This window comes from Limnohabitans sp. DCL3 (assembly GCF_048019295.1).
Taxonomy (GTDB): domain Bacteria; phylum Pseudomonadota; class Gammaproteobacteria; order Burkholderiales; family Burkholderiaceae_C; genus Limnohabitans_A.
Window position 1 is genome coordinate 575,809 of sequence record NZ_CP171842.1, and the last position, 20,286, is coordinate 596,094.

General features: G+C 62.5%; 20 protein-coding genes. 16 read left to right on the top strand and 4 right to left on the bottom strand.

The annotated features are described in order from the left end of the window. Positions 1-6: 6 nt before the first annotated feature. From ACHEXK_RS02560 to coaD, 4 genes are read left to right on the top strand one after another with little or no spacing between them, the layout of a single operon-like run. On the top strand, positions 7-1,455 hold the full coding sequence (locus ACHEXK_RS02560; protein WP_416547759.1) for a M16 family metallopeptidase: 1,449 nt from the start codon (positions 7-9) through the stop codon (positions 1,453-1,455). Positions 1,456-1,499: 44 nt separating this feature from the next. After that, positions 1,500-2,882, top strand: a complete 1,383-nt coding sequence (locus ACHEXK_RS02565; RefSeq protein WP_416547761.1) for a M16 family metallopeptidase — start codon at positions 1,500-1,502, stop codon at positions 2,880-2,882. Between the two features lie 43 nt (positions 2,883-2,925). Continuing rightward, positions 2,926-3,618 carry a 16S rRNA (guanine(966)-N(2))-methyltransferase RsmD gene (gene rsmD, locus ACHEXK_RS02570; RefSeq protein ID WP_416547763.1) on the top strand — a complete coding sequence of 231 codons (693 nt, stop codon included), beginning with the start codon at positions 2,926-2,928 and terminating at the stop codon, positions 3,616-3,618. Then, the gene (coaD, locus tag ACHEXK_RS02575; RefSeq protein ID WP_416547765.1) at positions 3,615-4,121 is read left to right on the top strand and encodes a pantetheine-phosphate adenylyltransferase; all 507 of its coding nucleotides are present in this window, start codon (positions 3,615-3,617) and stop codon (positions 4,119-4,121) included. The genes rsmD and coaD overlap by 4 nt, the downstream gene beginning before the upstream one ends. Positions 4,122-4,124: 3 nt before the next feature. On the opposite strand, the gene recJ is transcribed toward coaD, so the two are convergent. The 4 genes from recJ to ACHEXK_RS02595 are packed head-to-tail and all read right to left on the bottom strand — an operon-like array spanning position 4,125 to position 7,709. Continuing rightward, the gene (gene recJ, locus ACHEXK_RS02580) at positions 4,125-5,834 is read right to left on the bottom strand and encodes a single-stranded-DNA-specific exonuclease RecJ (RefSeq protein WP_416547767.1); all 1,710 of its coding nucleotides are present in this window, start codon (positions 5,832-5,834) and stop codon (positions 4,125-4,127) included. Positions 5,835-5,841: 7 nt separating this feature from the next. After that, complete coding sequence (locus ACHEXK_RS02585) at positions 5,842-6,789, bottom strand: hypothetical protein (RefSeq protein WP_416547769.1); 948 nt, start codon at positions 6,787-6,789, stop codon at positions 5,842-5,844. Between the two features lie 56 nt (positions 6,790-6,845). Then, on the bottom strand, positions 6,846-6,986 hold the full coding sequence (locus ACHEXK_RS02590; RefSeq protein ID WP_416547771.1) for a hypothetical protein: 141 nt from the start codon (positions 6,984-6,986) through the stop codon (positions 6,846-6,848). A 51-nt stretch (positions 6,987-7,037) separates the two neighbouring features. Then, positions 7,038-7,709 (bottom strand): DUF2076 domain-containing protein, encoded by a 672-nt coding sequence (locus ACHEXK_RS02595; RefSeq protein ID WP_416547773.1) that lies wholly within the window; start codon positions 7,707-7,709, stop codon positions 7,038-7,040. A gap of 202 nt (positions 7,710-7,911) precedes the next feature. Between ACHEXK_RS02595 and ACHEXK_RS02600 the strand changes: the two genes are divergently transcribed. From ACHEXK_RS02600 to ACHEXK_RS02655, 12 genes are all read left to right on the top strand, one after another. Next, on the top strand, positions 7,912-9,096 hold the full coding sequence (locus ACHEXK_RS02600; RefSeq protein WP_416547775.1) for an MFS transporter: 1,185 nt from the start codon (positions 7,912-7,914) through the stop codon (positions 9,094-9,096). Between the two features lie 18 nt (positions 9,097-9,114). Beyond that, a complete protein-coding gene (locus ACHEXK_RS02605; protein WP_416547777.1) occupies positions 9,115-9,582 on the top strand; it encodes a CoA-binding protein in 468 nt (155 codons plus the stop codon). Between the two features lie 64 nt (positions 9,583-9,646). After that, complete coding sequence (locus tag ACHEXK_RS02610) at positions 9,647-10,930, top strand: O-acetylhomoserine aminocarboxypropyltransferase/cysteine synthase family protein (protein ID WP_416547779.1); 1,284 nt, start codon at positions 9,647-9,649, stop codon at positions 10,928-10,930. Positions 10,931-10,992: 62 nt separating this feature from the next. Continuing rightward, positions 10,993-12,261: a lipoprotein-releasing ABC transporter permease subunit gene (locus tag ACHEXK_RS02615; RefSeq protein WP_416547781.1), complete on the top strand. Its 1,269-nt coding sequence runs from the start codon at positions 10,993-10,995 to the stop codon at positions 12,259-12,261. Continuing rightward, complete coding sequence (lolD, locus tag ACHEXK_RS02620) at positions 12,254-12,949, top strand: lipoprotein-releasing ABC transporter ATP-binding protein LolD (RefSeq protein WP_416547783.1); 696 nt, start codon at positions 12,254-12,256, stop codon at positions 12,947-12,949. Before ACHEXK_RS02615 ends, lolD begins: the two co-directional genes overlap by 8 nt. Positions 12,950-12,958: 9 nt before the next feature. Continuing rightward, positions 12,959-13,798, top strand: coding sequence for a TatD family hydrolase (locus tag ACHEXK_RS02625; protein ID WP_416547785.1), 840 nt, complete (start codon positions 12,959-12,961; stop codon positions 13,796-13,798). After that, positions 13,795-14,565, top strand: a complete 771-nt coding sequence (locus ACHEXK_RS02630) for a spermidine synthase (RefSeq protein WP_416547787.1) — start codon at positions 13,795-13,797, stop codon at positions 14,563-14,565. The genes ACHEXK_RS02625 and ACHEXK_RS02630 overlap by 4 nt, the downstream gene beginning before the upstream one ends. A 147-nt stretch (positions 14,566-14,712) precedes the next feature. Beyond that, positions 14,713-15,201 carry a tripartite tricarboxylate transporter TctB family protein gene (locus ACHEXK_RS02635; RefSeq protein ID WP_416547789.1) on the top strand — a complete coding sequence of 163 codons (489 nt, stop codon included), beginning with the start codon at positions 14,713-14,715 and terminating at the stop codon, positions 15,199-15,201. Positions 15,202-15,214: 13 nt separating this feature from the next. Beyond that, positions 15,215-16,726 carry a tripartite tricarboxylate transporter permease gene (locus ACHEXK_RS02640; RefSeq protein WP_416547791.1) on the top strand — a complete coding sequence of 504 codons (1,512 nt, stop codon included), beginning with the start codon at positions 15,215-15,217 and terminating at the stop codon, positions 16,724-16,726. Between the two features lie 167 nt (positions 16,727-16,893). Continuing rightward, positions 16,894-17,868, top strand: coding sequence for a Bug family tripartite tricarboxylate transporter substrate binding protein (locus tag ACHEXK_RS02645; protein ID WP_416547793.1), 975 nt, complete (start codon positions 16,894-16,896; stop codon positions 17,866-17,868). A 1-nt stretch (position 17,869) separates the two neighbouring features. After that, on the top strand, positions 17,870-19,492 hold the full coding sequence (locus tag ACHEXK_RS02650) for a gamma-glutamyltransferase family protein (protein ID WP_416547795.1): 1,623 nt from the start codon (positions 17,870-17,872) through the stop codon (positions 19,490-19,492). Continuing rightward, complete coding sequence (locus ACHEXK_RS02655; protein ID WP_416547797.1) at positions 19,492-20,283, top strand: alpha/beta hydrolase; 792 nt, start codon at positions 19,492-19,494, stop codon at positions 20,281-20,283. The genes ACHEXK_RS02650 and ACHEXK_RS02655 overlap by 1 nt, the downstream gene beginning before the upstream one ends. Positions 20,284-20,286 lie beyond the last annotated feature (3 nt).

Consider the following 20,286-nt stretch of genomic DNA (forward strand, 5'->3'; position numbering starts at 1 on the left):
CATTCTATGAAACCGAACTTTCTTTTGGGACTTTACTTGTTCACCGCCTTGCTCACCAGCAGTTTGAGCGCCACCGCGCAGGCCCCGCAGGGCCAGGCCACGGACCCACCCGCAGGCCAGGCTTCAGCGGCCAGCCCAGCCCAAGTGCACACCTTCACCCTGGCCAACGGCATGAGTTTGTGGGTCAAGTCCGATCGTCGTGCGCCCACAGCGGTGCACATGGTGTGGCTGCGCGTGGGCGCCATGGACGAGGTGGACGGCACCAGTGGCGTGGCCCATGTGCTGGAGCACATGCTGTTCAAAGGCACGCCCACTTTGGCGGTGGGCGAGTTCTCCAGGCGTGTGGCCGCTTTAGGCGGGCGTGAAAACGCCTTCACAGCCAAGGACTACACCGGTTACTACCAGCAAATTCCATCTGGTCAGCTCGAAGCGGTGATGCGTCTGGAGTCGGACCGTTTTGCCAACAACCAGTGGCCCGATGCCGAATTTGCCAAAGAGCTGGAGGTGGTGAAAGAGGAGCGACGACTGCGCACCGAGGACAACCCCCGCGCCCAGTTGCACGAAATGCTCTCGGCCACCGCTTTGATGGCCTCTCCTTACCGCCGACCCATCGTCGGCTGGATGAGCGATCTGGAGGCCATGACGGCCCAGGATGCCCGAGATTTTTACCGCAAGTGGTACACCCCGGCCAACGCGGTGGTGGTGGTGGCGGGCGATGTGGACCCGTTGCAAGTCAAGGCCTTGGCTGAAAAATACTATGGCGTGATCCCCGCCCGCGCCGTGCCCGAGCGCAAGCCACGAGAAGAGCCCGCGCAGCAAGGTTTGCGCCGCTTCGAATTCAAAGCCCCGGCCGAGCAGTCGTATGTGGCCTTGGCCTTCAAGGTGCCGCGCTTGGCGAGCCTCGCGGCCTCGCCCGAGCACGACGATGCGCTGGCCCTGACGGTGCTGGCCGCTGTGCTCGACGGTTACAGCGGCGCGCGTCTGGACCGCACCCTGACCCAAGGCGAAAACCGTTTGGCCGACAGCGTGGGGGCTTACAACGGACTGATGGGCCGTGGACCGCAATTCTTCTACCTGGAAGGCGTACCCGCCAAAGGCCAGACACCAGAAGCCTTGGAGGCGGCCTTGCGCGCGCAGGTGCAGCGGGTGGCCACCGAAGGTGTGAACGAGGCCGAGTTGCAGCGCGTCAAAACCCAATGGGTGGCCAGCGAAATCTACAAACTTGATTCGGTATTTAACCAGGCCCGCGAACTGGGCGTGGCCTGGACGCTGGGCTTGCCGCCAGACTACGGGGCCCAGCTGATCGCCCGGCTGCGGCAGGTCACACCCGCCCAGGTGCAGGCCGTGGCACAAAAGTATTTTGGTGACGACAGCCTGACCGTGGCCACCTTGCGTCCCCAGCCTTTGTCGGGCCAGTCCCGTGCGCGCTCGGCCCTGCCCGGTGCCCGCCATTGATCGCGGTGCCCTTCAAGCGCCTTGCCATGAAAGTCCCACACCCCATGTCCCTGATCCCTTCCTTCAACGTCCTGGCTTGGCAGCGACTGGCCTTGGCGCTGGCCTGTTGGGCCGCAGTCAGCTCGGCGCACGCTTCTTTGCCCATCCAGCACTGGACCCAGCCCAGCGGTGCGCGGGTCTATTTGGTTGAAAGCCATGCCATCCCCATGGTCGATGTGCAGATCGACATCGACGCGGGCAGCCGCCGGGACCCGGCGGCGCAGGCGGGCCTGGCCTCGGTCATGGCCGGACAAATGGCCAACGGCACGAGCGCCGAACCGCACGTGCAAGGGCAGGTCCAAGGCCCTTACCCCAAGGCCATGGACGAAAACCAGATCGGTGAAGCCTGGGCCGACTTGGGTGCCAGCTTTGGTGCCAGTGCGGGCGGTGACCGCATGAGCTTTGGCCTGCGCAGCCTGAGCTACCCCGATCTGCTGGCCAAAGCCGTGGCCCTGGCGGCTCGGCAAATGGCGCACCCGGCTTTCCCCGAAGCCATGTGGTTGCGTGACCGTGAACGCATCAGCGCATCCCTCCGCGAATCGCTGACCAAGCCCGGCACCGTGGTGCAGCATCGCTTTGCCGAGGCTGTGTATGGCACGCACCCCTATGGTTATCGAGTCACACCCGAGAGTTTGTCGCGCATCACCGCACAAGACCTGAAAAACCTGCACACCCAGGCCCTGCGGGCTTGCCGCGCCACAGTCAGTGTGGTGGGGGCTTTGACTCGGGCCCAGGCCGACGCCTTGGTGCAAAGCCTGCTGGCCCAATGGCCCCGCGAGTCAGGCTGCCCCAGCTTGCCGCCTGTGCCCGAAGTGGCACCACTGGCCGCCGCCCAAAGCCTGAACCTGCCCTTTGATTCGGCCCAGGCCCATGTGCTGATGGGCCAGCCTGGCTACAAACGCACCGACCCCGACTTTTTTGCCCTGTTGGTGGGCAACCACATCTTGGGTGGCGGTGGATTTGTCTCGCGCCTGACCGAGCAGGTGCGTGAAAAACGTGGCCTGAGCTACAGCGTCTACAGCGCGTTTGCCCCGGGCCTGCACGCCGGCGCCTTCACCGTGGGCCTGCAGACCCGCCCTGACCAGGCCAAGCAAGCTGTGGCTGTGGCCCAAGAGGTGGTTCAAGGCTTTGTGCGCCAGGGCCCAACCGAAGCCGAGCTGACAGCGGCCAAATCCAACCTGGTGGGTGGGTTTGCGCTGCGCATCGACAGCAACCGCAAGCTGCTGGACAACGTGGCCAACATCGCCTGGAACCGTTTGCCGCTGGACTATCTGAGCAATTGGACGCGCCAGATCGAGCGCGTGACCGCAGAGGATGTGCAACGCGCCATGGCCCGTGTCCTGCAGCCTGAGCGCATGGTCACGGTGGTGGTGGGTGGACAACCTTGATGGTCAAGCACTGGGCAGGTTTGGGCCTTTACACTTGCAAGTTATGTCCTCAGCCCCATCCAAACGCCCACCGCTGACCGGCGCTGCCCGTCATGCTGCCGCGAAAAAGCCCCAAAATCCGGTGCCAAAAGGCCCATCCTCCCACGAAATTCGGATCATCGGTGGCCAGTGGCGGCGCACGCGGCTGAAGGTGCTGGACAAACCAGGCTTGCGGCCCACGCCCGACCGGGTGCGCGAAACCCTCTTCAACTGGCTGGGCCAGGACCTGAGCGGCTGGCGCTGTGTGGACGCGTTTGCGGGCACGGGCGTGCTGGGCCTGGAGGCCGCATCGCGCGGTGCGGCGCATGTGCTGATGGTCGAGCAAGACGCTGTGCTGGTGCGTGATTTGCAAGACAATGTCACGCGCCTCAAAGCCAGCATGGTCAGTGTGCAGCGTGGCGATGCGGTGAGCACTTTGGGCCGATTGCCTGCGGCCAGTGTGGACCTGGTCTTCATCGACCCACCCTTTGACGGCCCCTGGTTTGAGCCGGCCCTCAAAGCTGCCGCCCGTGCCGTGCCCGTGGGCGGCTGGATTTACTTGGAAGCGCCTGTGACATGGCCAGCCGATGCACTGGCGGCTTTGGGCCTGCAGTGCGAGCGCCACCTCAAAGCGGGTGCGGTGCATGCGCATTTGTTGCAACGGCTCAGCCCCGGCCTTGTGCCTGCCTCAACCGCCACTGAAGGAAACACGCCATGAGCCGCTCTGCCCACACTGCTGTGACCGCCGTGTACTCCGGCACCTTTGACCCGTTGACGCTGGGGCATGAGGACGCCATCCGCCGCGCTGCGAACATGTTTGACCAGGTCATCATTGCGGTGGCCCGGGCGCACCACAAAAACACCCTGTTCACTTTGGACGAGCGGCTGGCGCTGGCCCAGGCTGCGCTGGCCGACTGCCCTAATGTGAAGGCCTTGCCATTTGACGGATTGATTGTGGAATTTGTCAGGGCGCAAAACGCCCAGGTCATCGTGCGCGGCCTGCGATCGGTGACCGATTACGACTACGAAACGCAAATGTCGGGCATGAACCGTCATTTGGCCCCGGAATTGGACACCGTGTTTTTGCACACCAGCGCCCCTGTGCAGCACATCAGCAGCACCTTGGTGCGTGAAATCGCCAAGCTCGGCGGCGACGTGTCGGGTTTGGTGTCCGCGCCCGTGCTCAACGCCTTGCAAGGCAAGGTCGCGACCAAGCATTGACGCTCAAAGCTCGGCGCCTTCCACCAAAAAGCGCACCCGCTTTTGCCCCTGCCACTCGTCGGCATCGAGGCGGTAGGCCAGCTTCACGCGTGCAGGCAAAGGCTCGGTGCGGCCAAACCAGATGCCGTCGACCGGCTGACCCTGGTGCTTCATCTTCAGGGACAGGTGTTTTTCGCCCACCAGCCGCTGCGACACCACTTCGATTTCTTCGCAAAACACGGGTGGCGCAAAGCCTTGGCCCCAGACTTCGTGGTGCAGCATCTCCACCAGGTCCACCCGGCGGTACTCGGCGGGCAGGGGTCCATCGGTCTCCAAGCGGCGCTGCAGCGTGGCGGCGTCCAGCCATTCCATGGCCACTTGGTTGAGCGTTTCTTCAAACACATCGAGGTGTTCTTCGGCAACCGTGCAGCCCGCCGCCATGGCGTGGCCACCAAAGCGCAGCAGCACGCCCGGGGCGCGTTTGGCCACCAAGTCGAGCGCGTCGCGCAAATGAAAGCCTGCAATCGAGCGGCCCGAGCCCTTGAGTTCGTGCTCTTTGCCCGGCGCGCTGCTGGCCGCAAACACAAAGGTGGGGCGGTGCAGTTTGTCCTTGATGCGCGAGGCCACGATGCCCACCACGCCTTCATGAAAATCCGGGTCAAACACACAAATGGCGGGCGGCGGCTCATCGCCCTCGTCAAACAAGGACTCGGCCATCTCCATGGCCATCTCGCGCATGTCACCCTCGATCACGCGGCGTTCGCGGTTGATCGCGTCCAGCTGCCGGGCCAGCTCGTCGGCACGGCCTGCGTCGTCGGTCAGCAGGCATTCGATGCCCAGCGTCATGTCGGCCAAGCGGCCTGCGGCGTTGATGCGTGGCCCCAAGGCAAAGCCAAAGTCAAAAGTCGTGGCTTTGGCGGTTTCTCGGCTGGCCACACGCATGAGCGCGGCCATGCCCGGCGGCAAAGCTCCGGCCCGCACGCGGCGCAGGCCTTGCGCCACCAAGCGTCGGTTGTTGGCGTCGAGCTTGACCACATCGGCCACGGTGCCCAGCGCCACCAGGGGCAACAAGGCGTCGAGGCGCGGCTGGTGGCTGGCGTCAAACACCCCCCGCTGGCGCAACTCGGCCCGCAGGGCCAACAGCACGTAAAACATCACGCCCACACCCGCAATGGATTTGCTGGTGAAGCTGCAGCCGGGCTGGTTGGGGTTGACGATGACCTCGGCGCTGGGCAGTTCGCTGCCGGGCAGGTGGTGGTCGGTCACCAACACCTGCAGGCCCAAGGCTTGCGCCGCTTGCACGCCCGCCACGCTGGCGATGCCGTTGTCCACGGTGATCAACACATCGGCCCCTTGTTGGTGCACGCGCTCGGCAATCGGCGGGGTCAGGCCATAGCCGTCGACCACGCGGTCGGGCACGAGATAACGCACATTTTGAGCGCCCAGCATGCGCAGACCGCGCACGCCCACGGCGCAGGCGGTTGCCCCGTCGCAGTCGTAATCGGCCACGATGCACAGGCGCTTGTTGTGCGCCATGGCGTCGGCCAGCAGTTGGGCCGCTTCGTGCGTGCCCAACATGCCCGCTGGGGGGAGCAAGAGGTTCAAGGCGTCGTCCAGCTCGTCTTTCGACTGCACGCCACGGGCGGCATACAAGCGCGCCAGCAGGGGGTGGATACCCGCTTGTTCCAGTGCCCAGGCACTGCGGGGAGGCACATCTCGGGTGAGCAAATTCATGGCGCGATCAGATGGTGATGAGGGCTTGAAGAGCCGCTGCGGGGGACGGTTGTTTGAACAGGCGGGTGATGCTTTGGTGCCAAGCACCAGGTACGGCGCTGTAGGTGTGGGCCGTGTGCTCGCTGCACAGGCTGAGTTGGCCTTGGCCGGTGCTGAGGACGTGTTCCAACAAGGCTGCCACGGCCGTGGCATCGAGCTGCTGCCAGGCTTGCCGCCAGGTTGGCAGGTCGCCATGCAAAGCGCTGGCCCGCAGGGCGTTGGACACCGTCACGGTTGGCCCCGCAGCCGGTATGTCAGCGGGCAGCATGCCCGCGCCGTGCAGCCAAAAGGCGTTGACGGTGTGCTGCCTGCGGGCGTCACGCGCATCGTTCACCGGATGGTTGTAGAGCAACATTTGCATCTCGCTTTGCAGGCGTTGCAGCGGTCGTGCAGCAGGGTGCTGGGGCATCCAGTCTTGCACGTTGTGACCGATCACCCGGTCGAGCGAGGCGGTGGGCAGGTTGGCCAACAGGTCCCCCTGGGCATGCCAGCGCAAGGCGCTGTGCCAAGTGACTTGTAAACCGTCTTCTTGCAAAAACGGTTGCATGGCTTGCAGCAATTGCTGCGACTCGTCGTCCGTGAGCCGCAAATGCGCCGGGTCGGCCATCACCACTTGGTCCATGCCGACTTGCCAATGACAGGGCGTCATCCAGGCCTGGGGGGCTGGGCTGTGCCCACCTTGTTGCGCCTGGTGCCAGGCAGCCCAGGGCAGGGTGGCCGCCTCAAGGGACCAGCCCAGGGCCTGGGCTTGCAGACGTTCGTGGGGCAGGTGCAGGGCGGTGGCCGCTGTCTCTTGCAACACGTGTTGGCGCTTGAGTCGGCGCAGCAGGGCCTGCAATTGGGGCAGCTGCAAACCGACCCAAACTTCAGGGCCGGTGAGGGCGTGGCTGGCTGCGAAGGGAATGATCAGGTGCATAGGGCGTGATTGTCGCAGGCCACCCCATGACCTTGAACGGCTCGCAGGGGCGGGTTTCAGGCGGTGTTCATGCCGAAAATCACCGCCAAGGCGATGGCTGCAATCACGGCCCATATCGCCCGGTTGTTTTTCTCGATGAATTTGAGCACCACGTCTTCGAGGCTTTTGGAGGTGTGTGGGGGGCGATTGGGGTCCATCGGGGGCTTTCGTTGGTGAAAGGTGGATGCGCAGTCCGCCAAGGGTGGGCGTCAAGCCCAGTCCTCGCCTGCGTCCCAAGACAAGTCATCCGCATTGTCTGCCGAGGCCTGAGGCGATACCAGACCGGGCAAGGCTTCCTCTGAGGTGCTGCTCGAAGGGGATGCGGCGTTCGACTCGGGCGAGGGTTTGGCGTGCCCCATGAGGTTTTGCACGCCCTGAAACAACAAGCCGCCTGCCACCACGCCCGCTGCGGTGGTCGCCATTTGGGCCATCATGCCCCCGCCCCATGCGCTTGCGGGGGCGCGGGCTGGAGTTGGCGCAAACATGGCCGCAGGGTGCGCAGCCGACGGCGAACTGCTGGCCAACTTGGCAGTGCTGTGCTGTGCGGGTGTTTCTGCCCCACGGCCCCAGGCTTGGGGGTTCGTGATCCAAGACCCATGGGTGGCCGGTGCAGACGCAGGCCTTGTCTGGCTTTTTTGCAGTTGGGCCAGCTGATCCATCTGCTGGGCGCATTGCGCCTCCAATTGCGCCATGCGGCTGTGCGCTGCATCCAGCGCCAAGCCCAAGGCCATGGCCCGCTGGACCAGCAAATAAGGCGCATCGGCTTGCGCACGAACGGCTTCGCGGATCAGCTCATCTGCCGTGGCGTCTTTCGGGTCGGCACGGGTCTGGCGCAAAGCGCTCAAAAATTGCTGCAACTGATCACGTTCGCTGGCGTTCATGGGACAAGCCTTTTGGACATTGGATGGTCCATTATGGGTAAACACACCGAGTCAGGTGCCGTCGGAATTTGAATCCGCCGTTTCAGCAGGGCATGCCAGCCAGGGGCGGGGACTTTGGAGTCGATGGGCCGGTCATGCCAACGTCCACAGGGCTGCACATCAAAGGCACAATGACAGCCCATACAAAAACATCGGAGGCCAGATGAAAGAAACCCCCTACGCCTGGGTGGTGGTGTGGGCCACCTTCGTGTGCTTGGGACTGATTTTTGGGGTGTCGTATTCGTTTGCGGCATTTTTCGAGTCGTTTGCGACCGAATTTGCAGCACAACGGGCCGATGTGTCCTGGATCTTTGGCCTGTCGGGTTTTGTCTATTTCGTGCTGGGCGCGGGCGGCGGCATGTTGGCCGACCGCTTCGGGCCGCGCATCGTGTGCTCGGTGGGCATGGCCTCGATGGCGCTGGGCTTGCTGGCCACCAGCTGGGCCACGTCCTTGTTGGCGGTGTACCTGAGTTACGGCTTGCTGGTGGGCTTGGGCATTGCCCTGGTCTACACCCCGTCGATTGCCAGCGTGCAGCCTTGGTTCACCACCCGGCGCGGCTTGGCCGGGGGCATTGCCAGCTCGGGCGTGGGCGCAGGCACCTTGCTGGTGCCGGTGGGGGTGGCCCTGGCGATTGGCCGCATGCCTTGGCGCGAGGCCATGCAGCTGCTGGCCTTGGGGGTGTTGGTGCTGGGCTTGCTGGCGGCGGGCTTGTTGCGCCGCGCCCCTGCGGCACCCTCCAGCGGCGCAGGCGGCTCTGCCACGGGCCTGAGTTTGCGCGAGACCTTGCGCAGCCCCACGTTTCGTTGGCTTTACCTGGCCACGGTGCTGGCCTCACCGGTGATGTTCATCCCGTTCGCGCACGTGTCGGCTTCGGCCCGCGATTTGGGCCTGAGCGAAGCGTTGGCGGTGGGCCTGGTGGGCTTGATCGGCGTGGGCAGCCTGGTCGGGCGCTTTGCGATTGGCTTGGTGGCTGACCGGCTGGGCCGGGCGCAAACTCTGGTGCTGATGCAGCTGTCCATGGGGGCAGCTTATGTGCTGTGGGCTTTGGCCGGTGGCCATGCGCTGCTGGCCTTGTTTGCCCTGTGGTTTGGCCTGAGTTACGGCAGCATCGTGTCGCTGCTGCCCGCCATTTGCATGGATTACTTTGGCGGCAAATCGGTGGCCAGCGTGGTGGGTACGCTCTACAGCGGTGCAGCCTTGGGCAATTTGTTAGGTCCGGTCATGGCCGGGGCGGCATTTGACTGGAGCGGGCATTACCTGGGGGTGATGGCCGTGTGCGGCGTGTTGTCACTGTGCGCCACCTGGGCTTCACACCAGATGAAGCGCAGCGGCTTGGCGCAGTATTGAACAGAAAGAAGGACTTTGATGCACAACGATTTGCACGCGCTGCGGCGCATCCTCAAAACCTGCCACACCATCGCCGTGGTGGGCCTGTCCGCCGAATGGCACCGGCCCAGCTTTTTTGCGGCCAAGTACATGCAGTCGCACGGTTTCAAGATCGTGCCGGTCAACCCGCGCTATGCAGGCCAGGAGATCTTGGGCGAGACCTGTTACGCCAGCTTGAGCGACATCCCGTTCAAGTTGGACATGGTCGATGTGTTTCGCCGCAGCGAAGACGTGTTGCCGATTGCCGAGCAAGCGGTGCAGATTGGCGTCCAGTGTCTTTGGCAGCAACTTGGCGTGACCAACATAGACGCCGACGCCCTGGCCCGGCAGGCGGGTTTGGATTCGGTGCACAACCGCTGCGTGAAGATCGAACACGCCCGGTTGTTTGGCGGCCTGAACTGGGTGGGCGTCAACACCGGCATCATTTCTGCGCGGCGGTTGGTGTGAGGCCCGCCATCGCCCACGGGGGTGGGCTCCTCCCGATTCAAGCCAAATATTTAAACCGAACACCATGACCGACCGCCAATTTCACCCCGAGACCCTGGCCATCCATGCCGGGCAAATTCCCGATGCGGCCACCGGCGCCCGCGCCCTGCCCATCTACCAAACCAGCAGCTTTGTGTTTGACAGCGCCGAGCACGCGGCATCGCTTTTTAACCTGCAGACCTTTGGCAATGTTTACTCGCGCCTGAGCAACCCCACGGTGGCGGTGCTCGAAGAGCGTGTGGCCGCACTCGAAGGCGGGCGCGCAGCCGTGGCCAGTGCTTCGGGGATGGCGGCTGAAACCATGGCGCTGATGACCATTTTGCAAGCGGGTGACCATGTGGTCGCGGCCGGGGCTTTGTACGGCGGCTCGGTCACGCTGCTGGCCGTGAGTCTGGCCAAGTTCGGCATCGAGACCACCTTTGTGGACGCGACAAAACCCGAGGCCTTTGCCGCCGCCATGCGGCCCAACACCCGGGCGGTGTATGCCGAGAGTTTGGGCAACCCCAGCATGGTGGTGCTGGACATCGCCGCTGTGGCCGAGGTGGCCCACGCGCATGGCGTGCCGCTCATCATCGACAACACCGTGCCCAGCCCGCTGCTGTGCAACCCGCTGGCACTGGGCGCCGACATCGTGGTGCATTCGGCCACCAAATATTTGGCGGGCCACGGCACCACCTTGGGTGGTGTGGTGGTGGAGGGCGGCAAATTCCCTTGGGACAACGGCAAGTTCCCGGGCATGACCGAACCGTCCAAGGGCTACCACGGTGTGAAGTTTTACGAGACCTTTGGCGACTTTGGCTTTTCCATGCGTTGCCGGATGGAAAGCCTGCGCGTGTTTGGCGCATCGCTCAGCCCCATGAGCGCTTGGCAAATCCTGCAAGGTGTCGAAACACTGCCCCTGCGCATGGCCAAGCACTGCGACAACGCTTTGGGCGTGGCCAAATTTTTGCAGGCCGACCCGCGTGTGGCCTGGGTCAACTACCCCGGCCTGAGTGATCACCCGCAGCACACCCTGATGCAGCGCCAGATGCGCGGCGCGTCAGGCCTGCTGTCGTTTGGCGTGAAAGGCGGTTTGGCGCAAGGCGTGACCTTCATCGAGTCGGCCCAGTTCATGAGCCACTTGGTCAACATCGGCGACACCCGCACCCTGATCAGCCACCCGGCCAGCACCACCCACCGCCAGCTCGACGAAGCCCAGCAGCTGGCTGCGGGCGTGCCACCCGACATGGTGCGCATCTCGGTGGGCCTGGAGAACCTGGACGACATCTTGTGGGACATCGACCAGGCGCTGGACAAGGCCAGCCGCTGAGAATCAGGGCTTGGCCTTGCCCACTGCAAGGCCTGGCCAACGATTGGTCACAATAGCGGCCTATGTCTTTTTTTAAAAACATCCCCTACGAGTTGGTGTTGGGTTGGCGCTACACGCGTGCCGGCCGCGCCACCCGGCGAAACGGCTTCATTTCCTTCATTTCGGGGGTGTCCATGATGGGCATTGGCCTGGGCGTGGCAGCCCTCATCATCGTGCTGAGCGTGATGAACGGCTTTCAAAAAGAAGTGCGTGACCGCATGCTGGGTGTGGTCTCGCACATTGAGGTCTATGCCGCCGATGGCGCTGCCGTGGTCGATTTGCCCGCCTTGCTGGCCCGTCTCAAGGCCAACCCGCAGGTGCTGGGCGCAGCCCCTTTCATCACCGCGCAGGCCTTGTTGGCGCGGGGTGAGGACATGAAGGGGGTGCTGGTGCGCGGCATCGATCCAGGGCTGGAGCCTGAGGTCAGTGATTTGTCGAACGACACGCAAGCCGGTGTCTTGCAGCGTCTGCAGCCGGGGCAGTTCAGTTTGGTGCTGGGCCGGGATTTGGCAAACAACCTGGGTGTGCAATCTGGGGACCCGGTGACCCTGGTGTCGCCGTCTGGCCAAGTCACGCCGGCCGGTGTGGTGCCCCGCATGAAACAGATGGGTGTGGTGGGCACGTTTTCTTCGGGTCACTACGAATACGACTCTGCGCTGGCGCTGATGCATGTGGCGGACGCGGCCCGCATGTTCAGGCTGGAGGGCCCAAGCGGCGTGCGCCTCAAATTGCGCGATTTGCACATGGCCCGTGAGGTCGCACGGGACCTGCAAATGGACTTGGGGCCCGGTTTTTTTGTGCGCGACTGGACGCAGCAAAACAAAACATGGTTCGCCGCTGTGCAGGTCGAGAAACGCATGATGTTCATCATCCTCACCCTCATCGTGGCGGTGGCGGCATTCAATTTGGTCAGCACACTGGTGATGACCGTGACCGACAAACGCGCCGACATCGCCATCTTGCGCACTTTGGGGGCCAGTCCACGCAGCATCATGGGCATTTTTGTGGTGCAAGGCGCCACTGTGGGCGTGATCGGCACCCTGAGTGGCTTGGCGCTGGGCCTGCTGGTGGCCTTCAACATCGACGTGATCGTGCCGGCGCTCGAGACCTTGTTCAACGCCAGCTTTTTGCCGCGCGACATTTACTTGATCAGCCGCATGCCCAGCGAGCCGCTGGCCAGCGACATTCTGCCCGTGGCCATCATCTCCCTGGTGCTGGCCTTTGTGGCCACGCTCTACCCCAGCTGGCGTGCCAGCCAGGTCAACCCGGCGGAGGCGTTGCGCTATGAATGACAAGACATCACCCGTGGTGCTGCAGGCCCAAGGTCTGACCAAGCGCTTCACCGAAGGGCGCTTGGATGTGACGGTGTTGCAAGGCGTGGACCTGGCCGTGCAGGCGGGGGAGACCTTGGCCATCGTGGGCGCATCCGGCTCGGGCAAAAGCACCTTGCTGCACTTGCTGGGCGGCCTTGATGCACCGACCCAAGGTTCAGTCCAACTCAAAGGCCAGTTGCTTTCGGCCCTGAGTGCGGCCGAGCAGGGCCAGTGGCGCAACCGTTACTTGGGTTTCGTTTACCAGTTCCACCATTTGTTGCCCGAATTCAGCGCTTTGGACAACGTGGCCATGCCACTGTGGATTCGCAGGCAGGACCGCGCGCAAGCTGCGGCGGTGGCCACCGGGTGGCTGCAGCGCGTGGGACTGGGTGAGCGGCTGCACCACCGGCCTTCAGAGTTGTCGGGCGGCGAGCGCCAGCGTGTGGCGCTGGCCCGCGCTTTGGTCAATGACCCGGCCTGTGTGCTGGCCGACGAGCCCACCGGCAACCTGGACCGCGAAACCGCCGACGGTGTGTTTGCGCTGATGCTGCAATTGGCCCGCGAGCGCGGCACCGCCTTTGTGGTGGTCACGCACGACCAGGTCTTGGCAGGCCGCTGCGATCGGCAACTGCATTTGGTCAAAGGCGTTTTGCAAGCGCCGCTCTGAATTCCTCCCATGTGGATCGACACGCACTGTCACTTGGACGCGGCCGAGTTTGATGCCGACCGCGATGCGGTGCGCGAAGCGGCCCGCGCCGCAGGTGTCACGCATTGCGTGATCCCGGCGGTGCATGCCACCCACTGGCCCCAGGTCGCGGAATTGGCCCAGCGGCATGGCGACGCTTACGCCTTGGGCATCCATCCTTTGTATGTTCCCCAAGCGCAAGAAGCCGATGTGCTGATGCTGGACCAGGCATTGAGAGAGCGCCGAGACGACCCGCGCCTTGTGGCTGTGGGCGAAATCGGACTGGACTTTTTTGTGCCCGAGCTGTGCACGCCGCAGATGCGCGCGCGGCAATGGTTTTTCTACATGGCGCAACTCCGCTTGGCGCAAAAGCATGCCCTGCCCGTGATCTTGCATGTGCGCCGATCGGCCGACTTGTTGCTCAAAGGCTTGCGCCAGTGCCCCATCTCTTCAGGCATCGCGCACGCCTTCAATGGCAGTGTTCAGCAAGCACAGGGCTTTGTGAACATGGGCTTGGCGCTGGGCTTTGGCGGCACCTTGACCTATGAGCGCGCTTTGCAACTGCGCCGGCTGGCCTGCGAGCTCCCCCTGAGTGCCTTGGTGCTGGAGACCGACGCGCCCGACATCCCGCCGCATTGGCTCTACCAAACGGCCGAGCAGCGGGCGCTGGGCGCTGTGCAGGGGCGCAACAACCCTGCCGAGTTGCCCCACATTGCGCAGGTGCTGGCCGAGTTGCGCGGTTTGCCGCTGACCGATCTGGCGACCGCGACCACCGCGAACGCCGGCCGCGTGCTGCCCAAGCTCTCAGCTATGTACCATCACGCCCCATGACCCGAAAAAAATCCTCTGCCGCCAGACCCGAATTGCCCGAAGTCAACTTCTCCGAAGACGGTGAAATCCGTTACCTGCACTTGGGCACCGAATGGATTCAGGGCTCCATGTTTCTGGACCGGCCCTACGACATTGAGCTGGAATATGTGCAACGCATGTTTGGCTGGCTGCTGTTCTTTCCGCCTGCCGAAGTCAAGGGCGCACACGCCATGCAACTGGGGCTGGGCGCAGGCACCATCACCAAGTTTTGCCACAAAAAACTCAAGATGACTTGCACCGCCGTGGAACTCAACCCTGGTGTGCTGCATGCCTGTCGGGGCTGGTTTCGTCTGCCGCCTGACGACGAGCGCTTGCGAGTGGTGCTGGCCGATGCGGCCTTGGAAATTCAAAAAGAAGAATGGCGCGGCACGGTCGATGCACTGCAAGTGGATTTGTACGATGAAGAAGCCGCAGCCCCGGTGCTGGACACGCCCGACTTTTACCGCCACTGCCGTGAGCTGCTCACCGAGCAAGGCTGCATGACGGTGAACCTGTTTGGCCGCTCATCGAGTTATGCCGAAAGTGTGGAGAAAATTTGCGCCGCCTTTGGCGAAGACGCGGTTTGGGCTTTCAAGCCCACGCGCGAGGGCAATGCCATCGTGTTGGCGCAGCGCACCGCCAGCTGCCCGTCTCGGGAAGACATGGCCCGGGCAGCCGACGCTTTGCAGGCCCAATGGGGATGGCCGGCCTCTTTGTGGCTCAAGGTGTTCAAGCCTTTGGTCAAGTGAGTGGTGCAGCGCCCGAGGACGCGCTGTCGCTCGCATCCTCAGGGTAAACCATGAATCAAATGGGGCCTTGTCGTAGGTGTAACCCACATTCACAAGCCATCTTTACTCCAACACAATGAGCCCAACTCAAATCAGAGGAGATATCGCGTGAACATCAAGAGTCAGAAAGACTTTTTCGCCGGGCTGTTTTACACCGTTGCCGGTGCAGCCTTTGCCATTGGCGCCACCAACTACACCGTGGGCACCGGTGCCCGCATGGGTCCCGGCTATTTCCCTTTGTTGCTGGGCGTTTTGCTGGCCGTCATCGGTGCGTTCGTCATGTTCAAAGCCTTGACGGTGGAAACCCAGGACGGAGAAAAAATTGGCGCATGGGCTTGGAAGCCTTTGTTTTTCATCATTGCCGGTAACGTGTTGTTTGGCATCTTGCTGGGTGGCTTGCCCAGCTGGGGTGTGCCCGCCATGGGTTTGATCGTGGCGATTTTTGGCACCACCTTGGTGGTCAGTTTGGCGGGTGACACCTTCAAACTCAAAGAAGTGCTCATTTTGGCGACGATTCTGTCGATTGGCAGCTACTGCGCATTCGTGCTGCTGCTCAAGTTGCAGTTCCCAGTCTGGCCCACCTTCATTACCGGTTGAGGAGAAATAATTCATGGAACTGTTTGACAACTTGGCGCTCGGTTTTGGGGTGGCCTTCACCTTCCAAAACCTGATTTACGCCTTCATCGGCTGCTTGCTCGGCACCTTGATCGGTGTGTTGCCTGGTGTGGGCCCTGTGGCCACCATTGCCATGCTTTTGCCTGCCACTTACGCGCTGCCCCCCGTGGCTGCTTTGATCATGTTGGCCGGTATCTATTACGGTGCCCAATACGGCGGCTCGACCACCGCGATTTTGGTGAACCTGCCGGGTGAAGCCTCATCGGTTGTGACCATGATCGACGGCTACCAAATGGCCCGCAAAGGCCGCGCGGGTCCCGCTTTGGCGGCGGCTGGTTTGGGCTCATTCTTTGCGGGTTGTGTGGGCACATTGATTCTGGCCGCCTTTGCGGCCCCCTTGACCGAAGTGGCCTTCAAGTTTGGCCCCGCCGAATATTTCTCGCTCATGGTGTTGGGCTTGATCGGTGCGGTGGTGTTGGCTTCGGGTTCGCTGATCAAAGCGGTCGGCATGATCGTGCTGGGCTTGTTGATGGGGCTGATCGGCACCGACGTGAACTCGGGTGTGGCACGTTTCAGCTTCGACATCCCTGAATTGACCGACGGCGTGGGCTTCATTGTGATCGCCATGGGCGTTTTCGGTTACGGCGAAATCATCTCCAACCTGTCCAAACCAGAAGAAGACCGCGAGGTTTTCACGGCCAAAGTGACCGGCCTGATGCCCAGCGCCGAAGACTTCAAGAACATGGTGCCTGCTGTATTGCGCGGTACCGCTTTGGGTTCTGCATTGGGTATCTTGCCTGGTGGCGGTGCGCTGTTGGCGGCATTCGCGGCCTACACCATTGAAAAGAAAACCAAGCTTCGCCCAGGCGAAGTGCCTTTCGGTCAAGGCAACATCCGGGGTGTGGCCTCGCCCGAGTCGGCCAACAACTCGGCCTCCCAGACATCGTTCATCCCCTTGCTGACACTGGGCATTCCACCCAACGCCGTAATGGCTTTGATGGTGGGCGCGATGACGATTCACAACATCCAACCTGGCCCTCAGGTGATGACCAGCAACCCCGAATTGTTCTGGGGTCTGATCGCCTCGATGTGGATCGGCAACGCCATGCTGATCATCTTGAACCTGCCATTGATCGGCATCTGGATCAAGTTGCTGTCGGTGCCTTACCGCTGGTTGTTCCCTGCCATTGTGTTGTTCTGCGCGATTGGCGTGTATTCGACCAACAACAACACCTGGGACATTTGGATGGTGGCCATGTTCGGTGTGGTGGGTTACACCTTCATCAAACTCGGCATGGAGCCAGCGCCTTTGCTGTTGGGCTTCATTCTGGGCCCGATGATGGAAGAAAACCTGCGCCGCGCCATGCTCTTGTCGCGTGGCGACTGGAGCGTGTTTGTCACGCGCCCCTTGTCGGCGGGTTTGCTGGCCGCAGCGCTCTTGCTCTTGATCATTGTGGCCCTGCCCTCTATCAAATCCAAGCGTGAAGAGGCTTTCGTCGAAGAGTAAACAGCCTTTGGCGCTTGCGGACAACGGCCTCCTCGGAGGCCGTTGTCGTTGGTGCTTGTCATCGGGGTGCAAAGCGTGGCCTTGTCACTTGCGTGCAGCGCAGGCAGATGGGCTCTGACAAAATCAATGGTCACATGAATCTGTCCCACATTGACTGAAAAATCACCATGAAAAAAAGACCTCTTTGGCATGCGCTGTGCGCATTCACGCTCTCTTGGGTCGGTTTTGGTTTGGCGCAAGCGCAAAGCTATCCCACCAAACCTGTCAGGTTGGTGGTGCCCTTTCCGGCCGGCGGCGCCACGGATTTGTTTGCCAGAACCTTGTCACAAAAAATCGGCGAAAAACTGGGCCAAACTTTGGTGGTGGAAAACCGCCCCGGTGCTGGCGGCACCTTGGGCGCTGACCTGGCCGCCAAGGCCCAGCCCGATGGCTACACCTTGCTGCTGTCGACCTCCAGCACCCACTCGATTGGTCCCAACCTGAACCCGCGCATGCCCTACGACGCGGTGCGTGACTTCACGTCCATTGTGCATTTGGGCAACGCGCCCAGCATCATGTTGGTGCCCAACAATTCGCCCGCCAAAACCGTCAAGGAATGGGTGGAGTACGCCAAGAAAAACCCCGGACGCCTGAACTACGCTTCAAGCGGCAATGGCACCATCGTGCAGTTGTCGGCCGAGCTGTTCAAGGCGCAGGCCGATGTGTTCGTGGTCCACATTCCCTACAAGGGCACGGCGCTGGCCATCCCCGATCTGATTTCCGGCAAAGTGGACGTGCTGTTTGACAGCTTGCCCACAGGCATGCCACATGTGCGGGATGGTCGTTTGCGCGCCTTGGGCGTGACCACCCTCAAGCCCACAGCGCTGGCTCCGGGCATCCCGCCCATCGCCGACGTCTTGCCGGGCTACGAGTCCAACACCTGGTTTGGTTTGTTTGGCCCCAAGAATTTGCCGGCCGAGGTGGTCAGCCGCATCAACACGGCGGCCAACCAAGTGCTCAATGATGCGGAGGTGATGGACAAACTGTTGCGCTTTGGCATTGAGCCCGTTGGCGGTACCCCCGCTCAGTTCAACACCATGCTGGCCAGCGAATCGGCCAAGTGGAAAAAGATCATCACCGAGCGCAAGATCACATTGGATTGACATGAACTTCGACTACCAGTTCCCCTACACCAGCACGCGCTTGCCGCTGTTTGCGCGCAATGTGGTGTCCACCTCACACCCTTTGGCTGCACAAGCCGGTTTGCGCATGATGCTCAAAGGGGGCAACGCGGTCGATGCGGCCATCGCTGCGGCGGCCGTCATCACCCTGACCGAGCCGGTCAGCTGCGGCCTGGGTTCTGACGCGTTTGCCATCCTTTGGGACGGCCAAGAGCTGCACGGTCTGAACTCCTCTGGCCCAGCGCCCGCGACCTGGACACCCGAATACTTTCACCGCAAATACGGTGCCGAGACCAAAACACCGCCCAAGCGTGGCTTTGATTCGGTCACCGTGCCCGGTGCGGTGGCCGGTTGGGTGGCGCTGAGCGAGCGCTTTGGCAAGTTGCCTTTTGCCGACCTGCTCGAACCCGCCATTGAGGTCGCCGAGCGGGGTTATTTGATGCCCGTGGTGGTGCAGCAAAAATGGGCTGCCGCCACCCCCGAGCTGCAGTCGCAGCCGGGCTTTGCGCAAAGCTTTTTGCCTTGGGGCCGCGCGCCACAGGTGGGCGAGTTGTTCCAGTTCAAGAACGCCGCGCGGGGCCTGAGGGCCATCGCCGCCACCAAAGGCCAGGCGTTGTATGGTGGCGAGATCGCCGAAGCCATCGAAAAGTTTGCCAAAGACAACGGTGGCAGCATCACCGCCAAAGACCTGGCCGATTTCAAGCCCGAATGGGTCAAGCCCATGGCGCAAGACTACCGGGGCTACACCTTGCACGAGATCCCGCCCAACGGCCAAGGCATCGCCGCCTTGATTGCACTGGGCATTTTGTCCAACTTCGACATGGCCAGCCACAAGGTGGACAGCGCCGACTCGCAGCACTTGCAGATCGAGGCCATGAAGCTGGCCTTTGCCGACACTTACCGTTATGTGGCTGACCCGCGCTTCATGGAGCTGCCCCCCGAGCAAATGCTGGACCCGGCCTACCTGGCCAGCCGCGCCAAGCTGATTGACATGAAAAAGGCCCAAGACTTCAAAGCGGGCAACCCGGTCAAGGGCGGTACGATTTACCTCACGGCTGCTGATGAAAACGGCATGATGATCAGCTTCATCCAGAGCAACTACATGGGCTTTGGCTCGGGCGTGGTGGAGCCGACCTACGGGATCAGCCTGCAAAACCGGGGCCACGGCTTCAGCACCGACCTGCAAGGCCAAAACCCTGCCAACCTGGTGCTGCCGGGCAAGCGCCCCTTCCAGACCATCATCCCGGCCTTTGTCACCAAAGACGGCCAACCCGTCATGAGCTACGGTGTGATGGGCGGCAACATGCAGCCCCAAGGCCACATGCAGACCCTGGTGCGCATGCTCGACTACGGCCAGAACCCGCAAGCGGCGTGCGACGCACCGCGCTGGCGCTTCAACGCGGGCCTGAACATCAACGTCGAAGCCGCGATGAACAGCAGCACCGTGCAAGCGTTGATCGCGCGCGGGCACCAGCTCGACATCATCAACGACTCGTACCAGGACTTTGGTGCAGGCCAGTTCATTTGGCGCATGGGCGATCCGGCGGTGCAAGGCTACCAAGCCGCCAGCGACCCGCGCCGCGACGGCCAAGCTGTGGGCTTTTGATGCGGCGCAGCTGGCGCCATGGCTTGCTGCTGTGCATGGTCTTGTGCAGCAGCGCAACAGCGTGGGCTCAAGCCCCAACGTGTGCGGTGGTGTTGATGCATGGCAAATGGGGCACGGCACAGTCGCCTAACCTCAAGCCTGTGGTGGACAAACTGGCCCCCATCTGCCAAGTCAAGATGCTCGACATGCCTTGGTCACGCCATCGCTTGTATGACCAACCGTATGCAGATGCCCTGGTTCAGATTCAAGAGGCTGTGACGGCATTGCGGCAATCGGGTGTGCAGTGGGTGGCCGTGGGCGGGCAAAGTTTCGGTGCCAATGCCACTTTGGCCTACATGGCGCACATCGGGGATGCCGATGCACTGCTGCCGATGGCGGCCGGCCACGTTCCGGAGGTTTTTTACGCCATGCCCGATCTGCGCCGCAGCATTGACACGGCTCGGCAAAAGCTTGAATCGGGGCGAGGCAGCGACATGGTGGAGATGAGCGACATCAACCAGGGCCAGCGCCGCCTTGTGCAGCCCACCGCCCAGGCCTTGTGGAGTTATTTCAACCCCCAAGGCTGGGGCAATATGCGCCTGAGCGCTGCGGCCTTTCGCAAACCTGTGCCGGTGTTCTGGGCCATCGGCACCGCCGACTCACTTTATCCACAAGCGTCTGCCGCCATTTACAACAGCATGCCGCTGCATCCCGACAGCCGGTACGAGGTGGTTCAAGCCACCCATGCCACCACACCCGAGGTGGCCTCAGATGCCTTGCTCGCTTGGGTCAAGACGCGGGTAGGGCGCTGAACC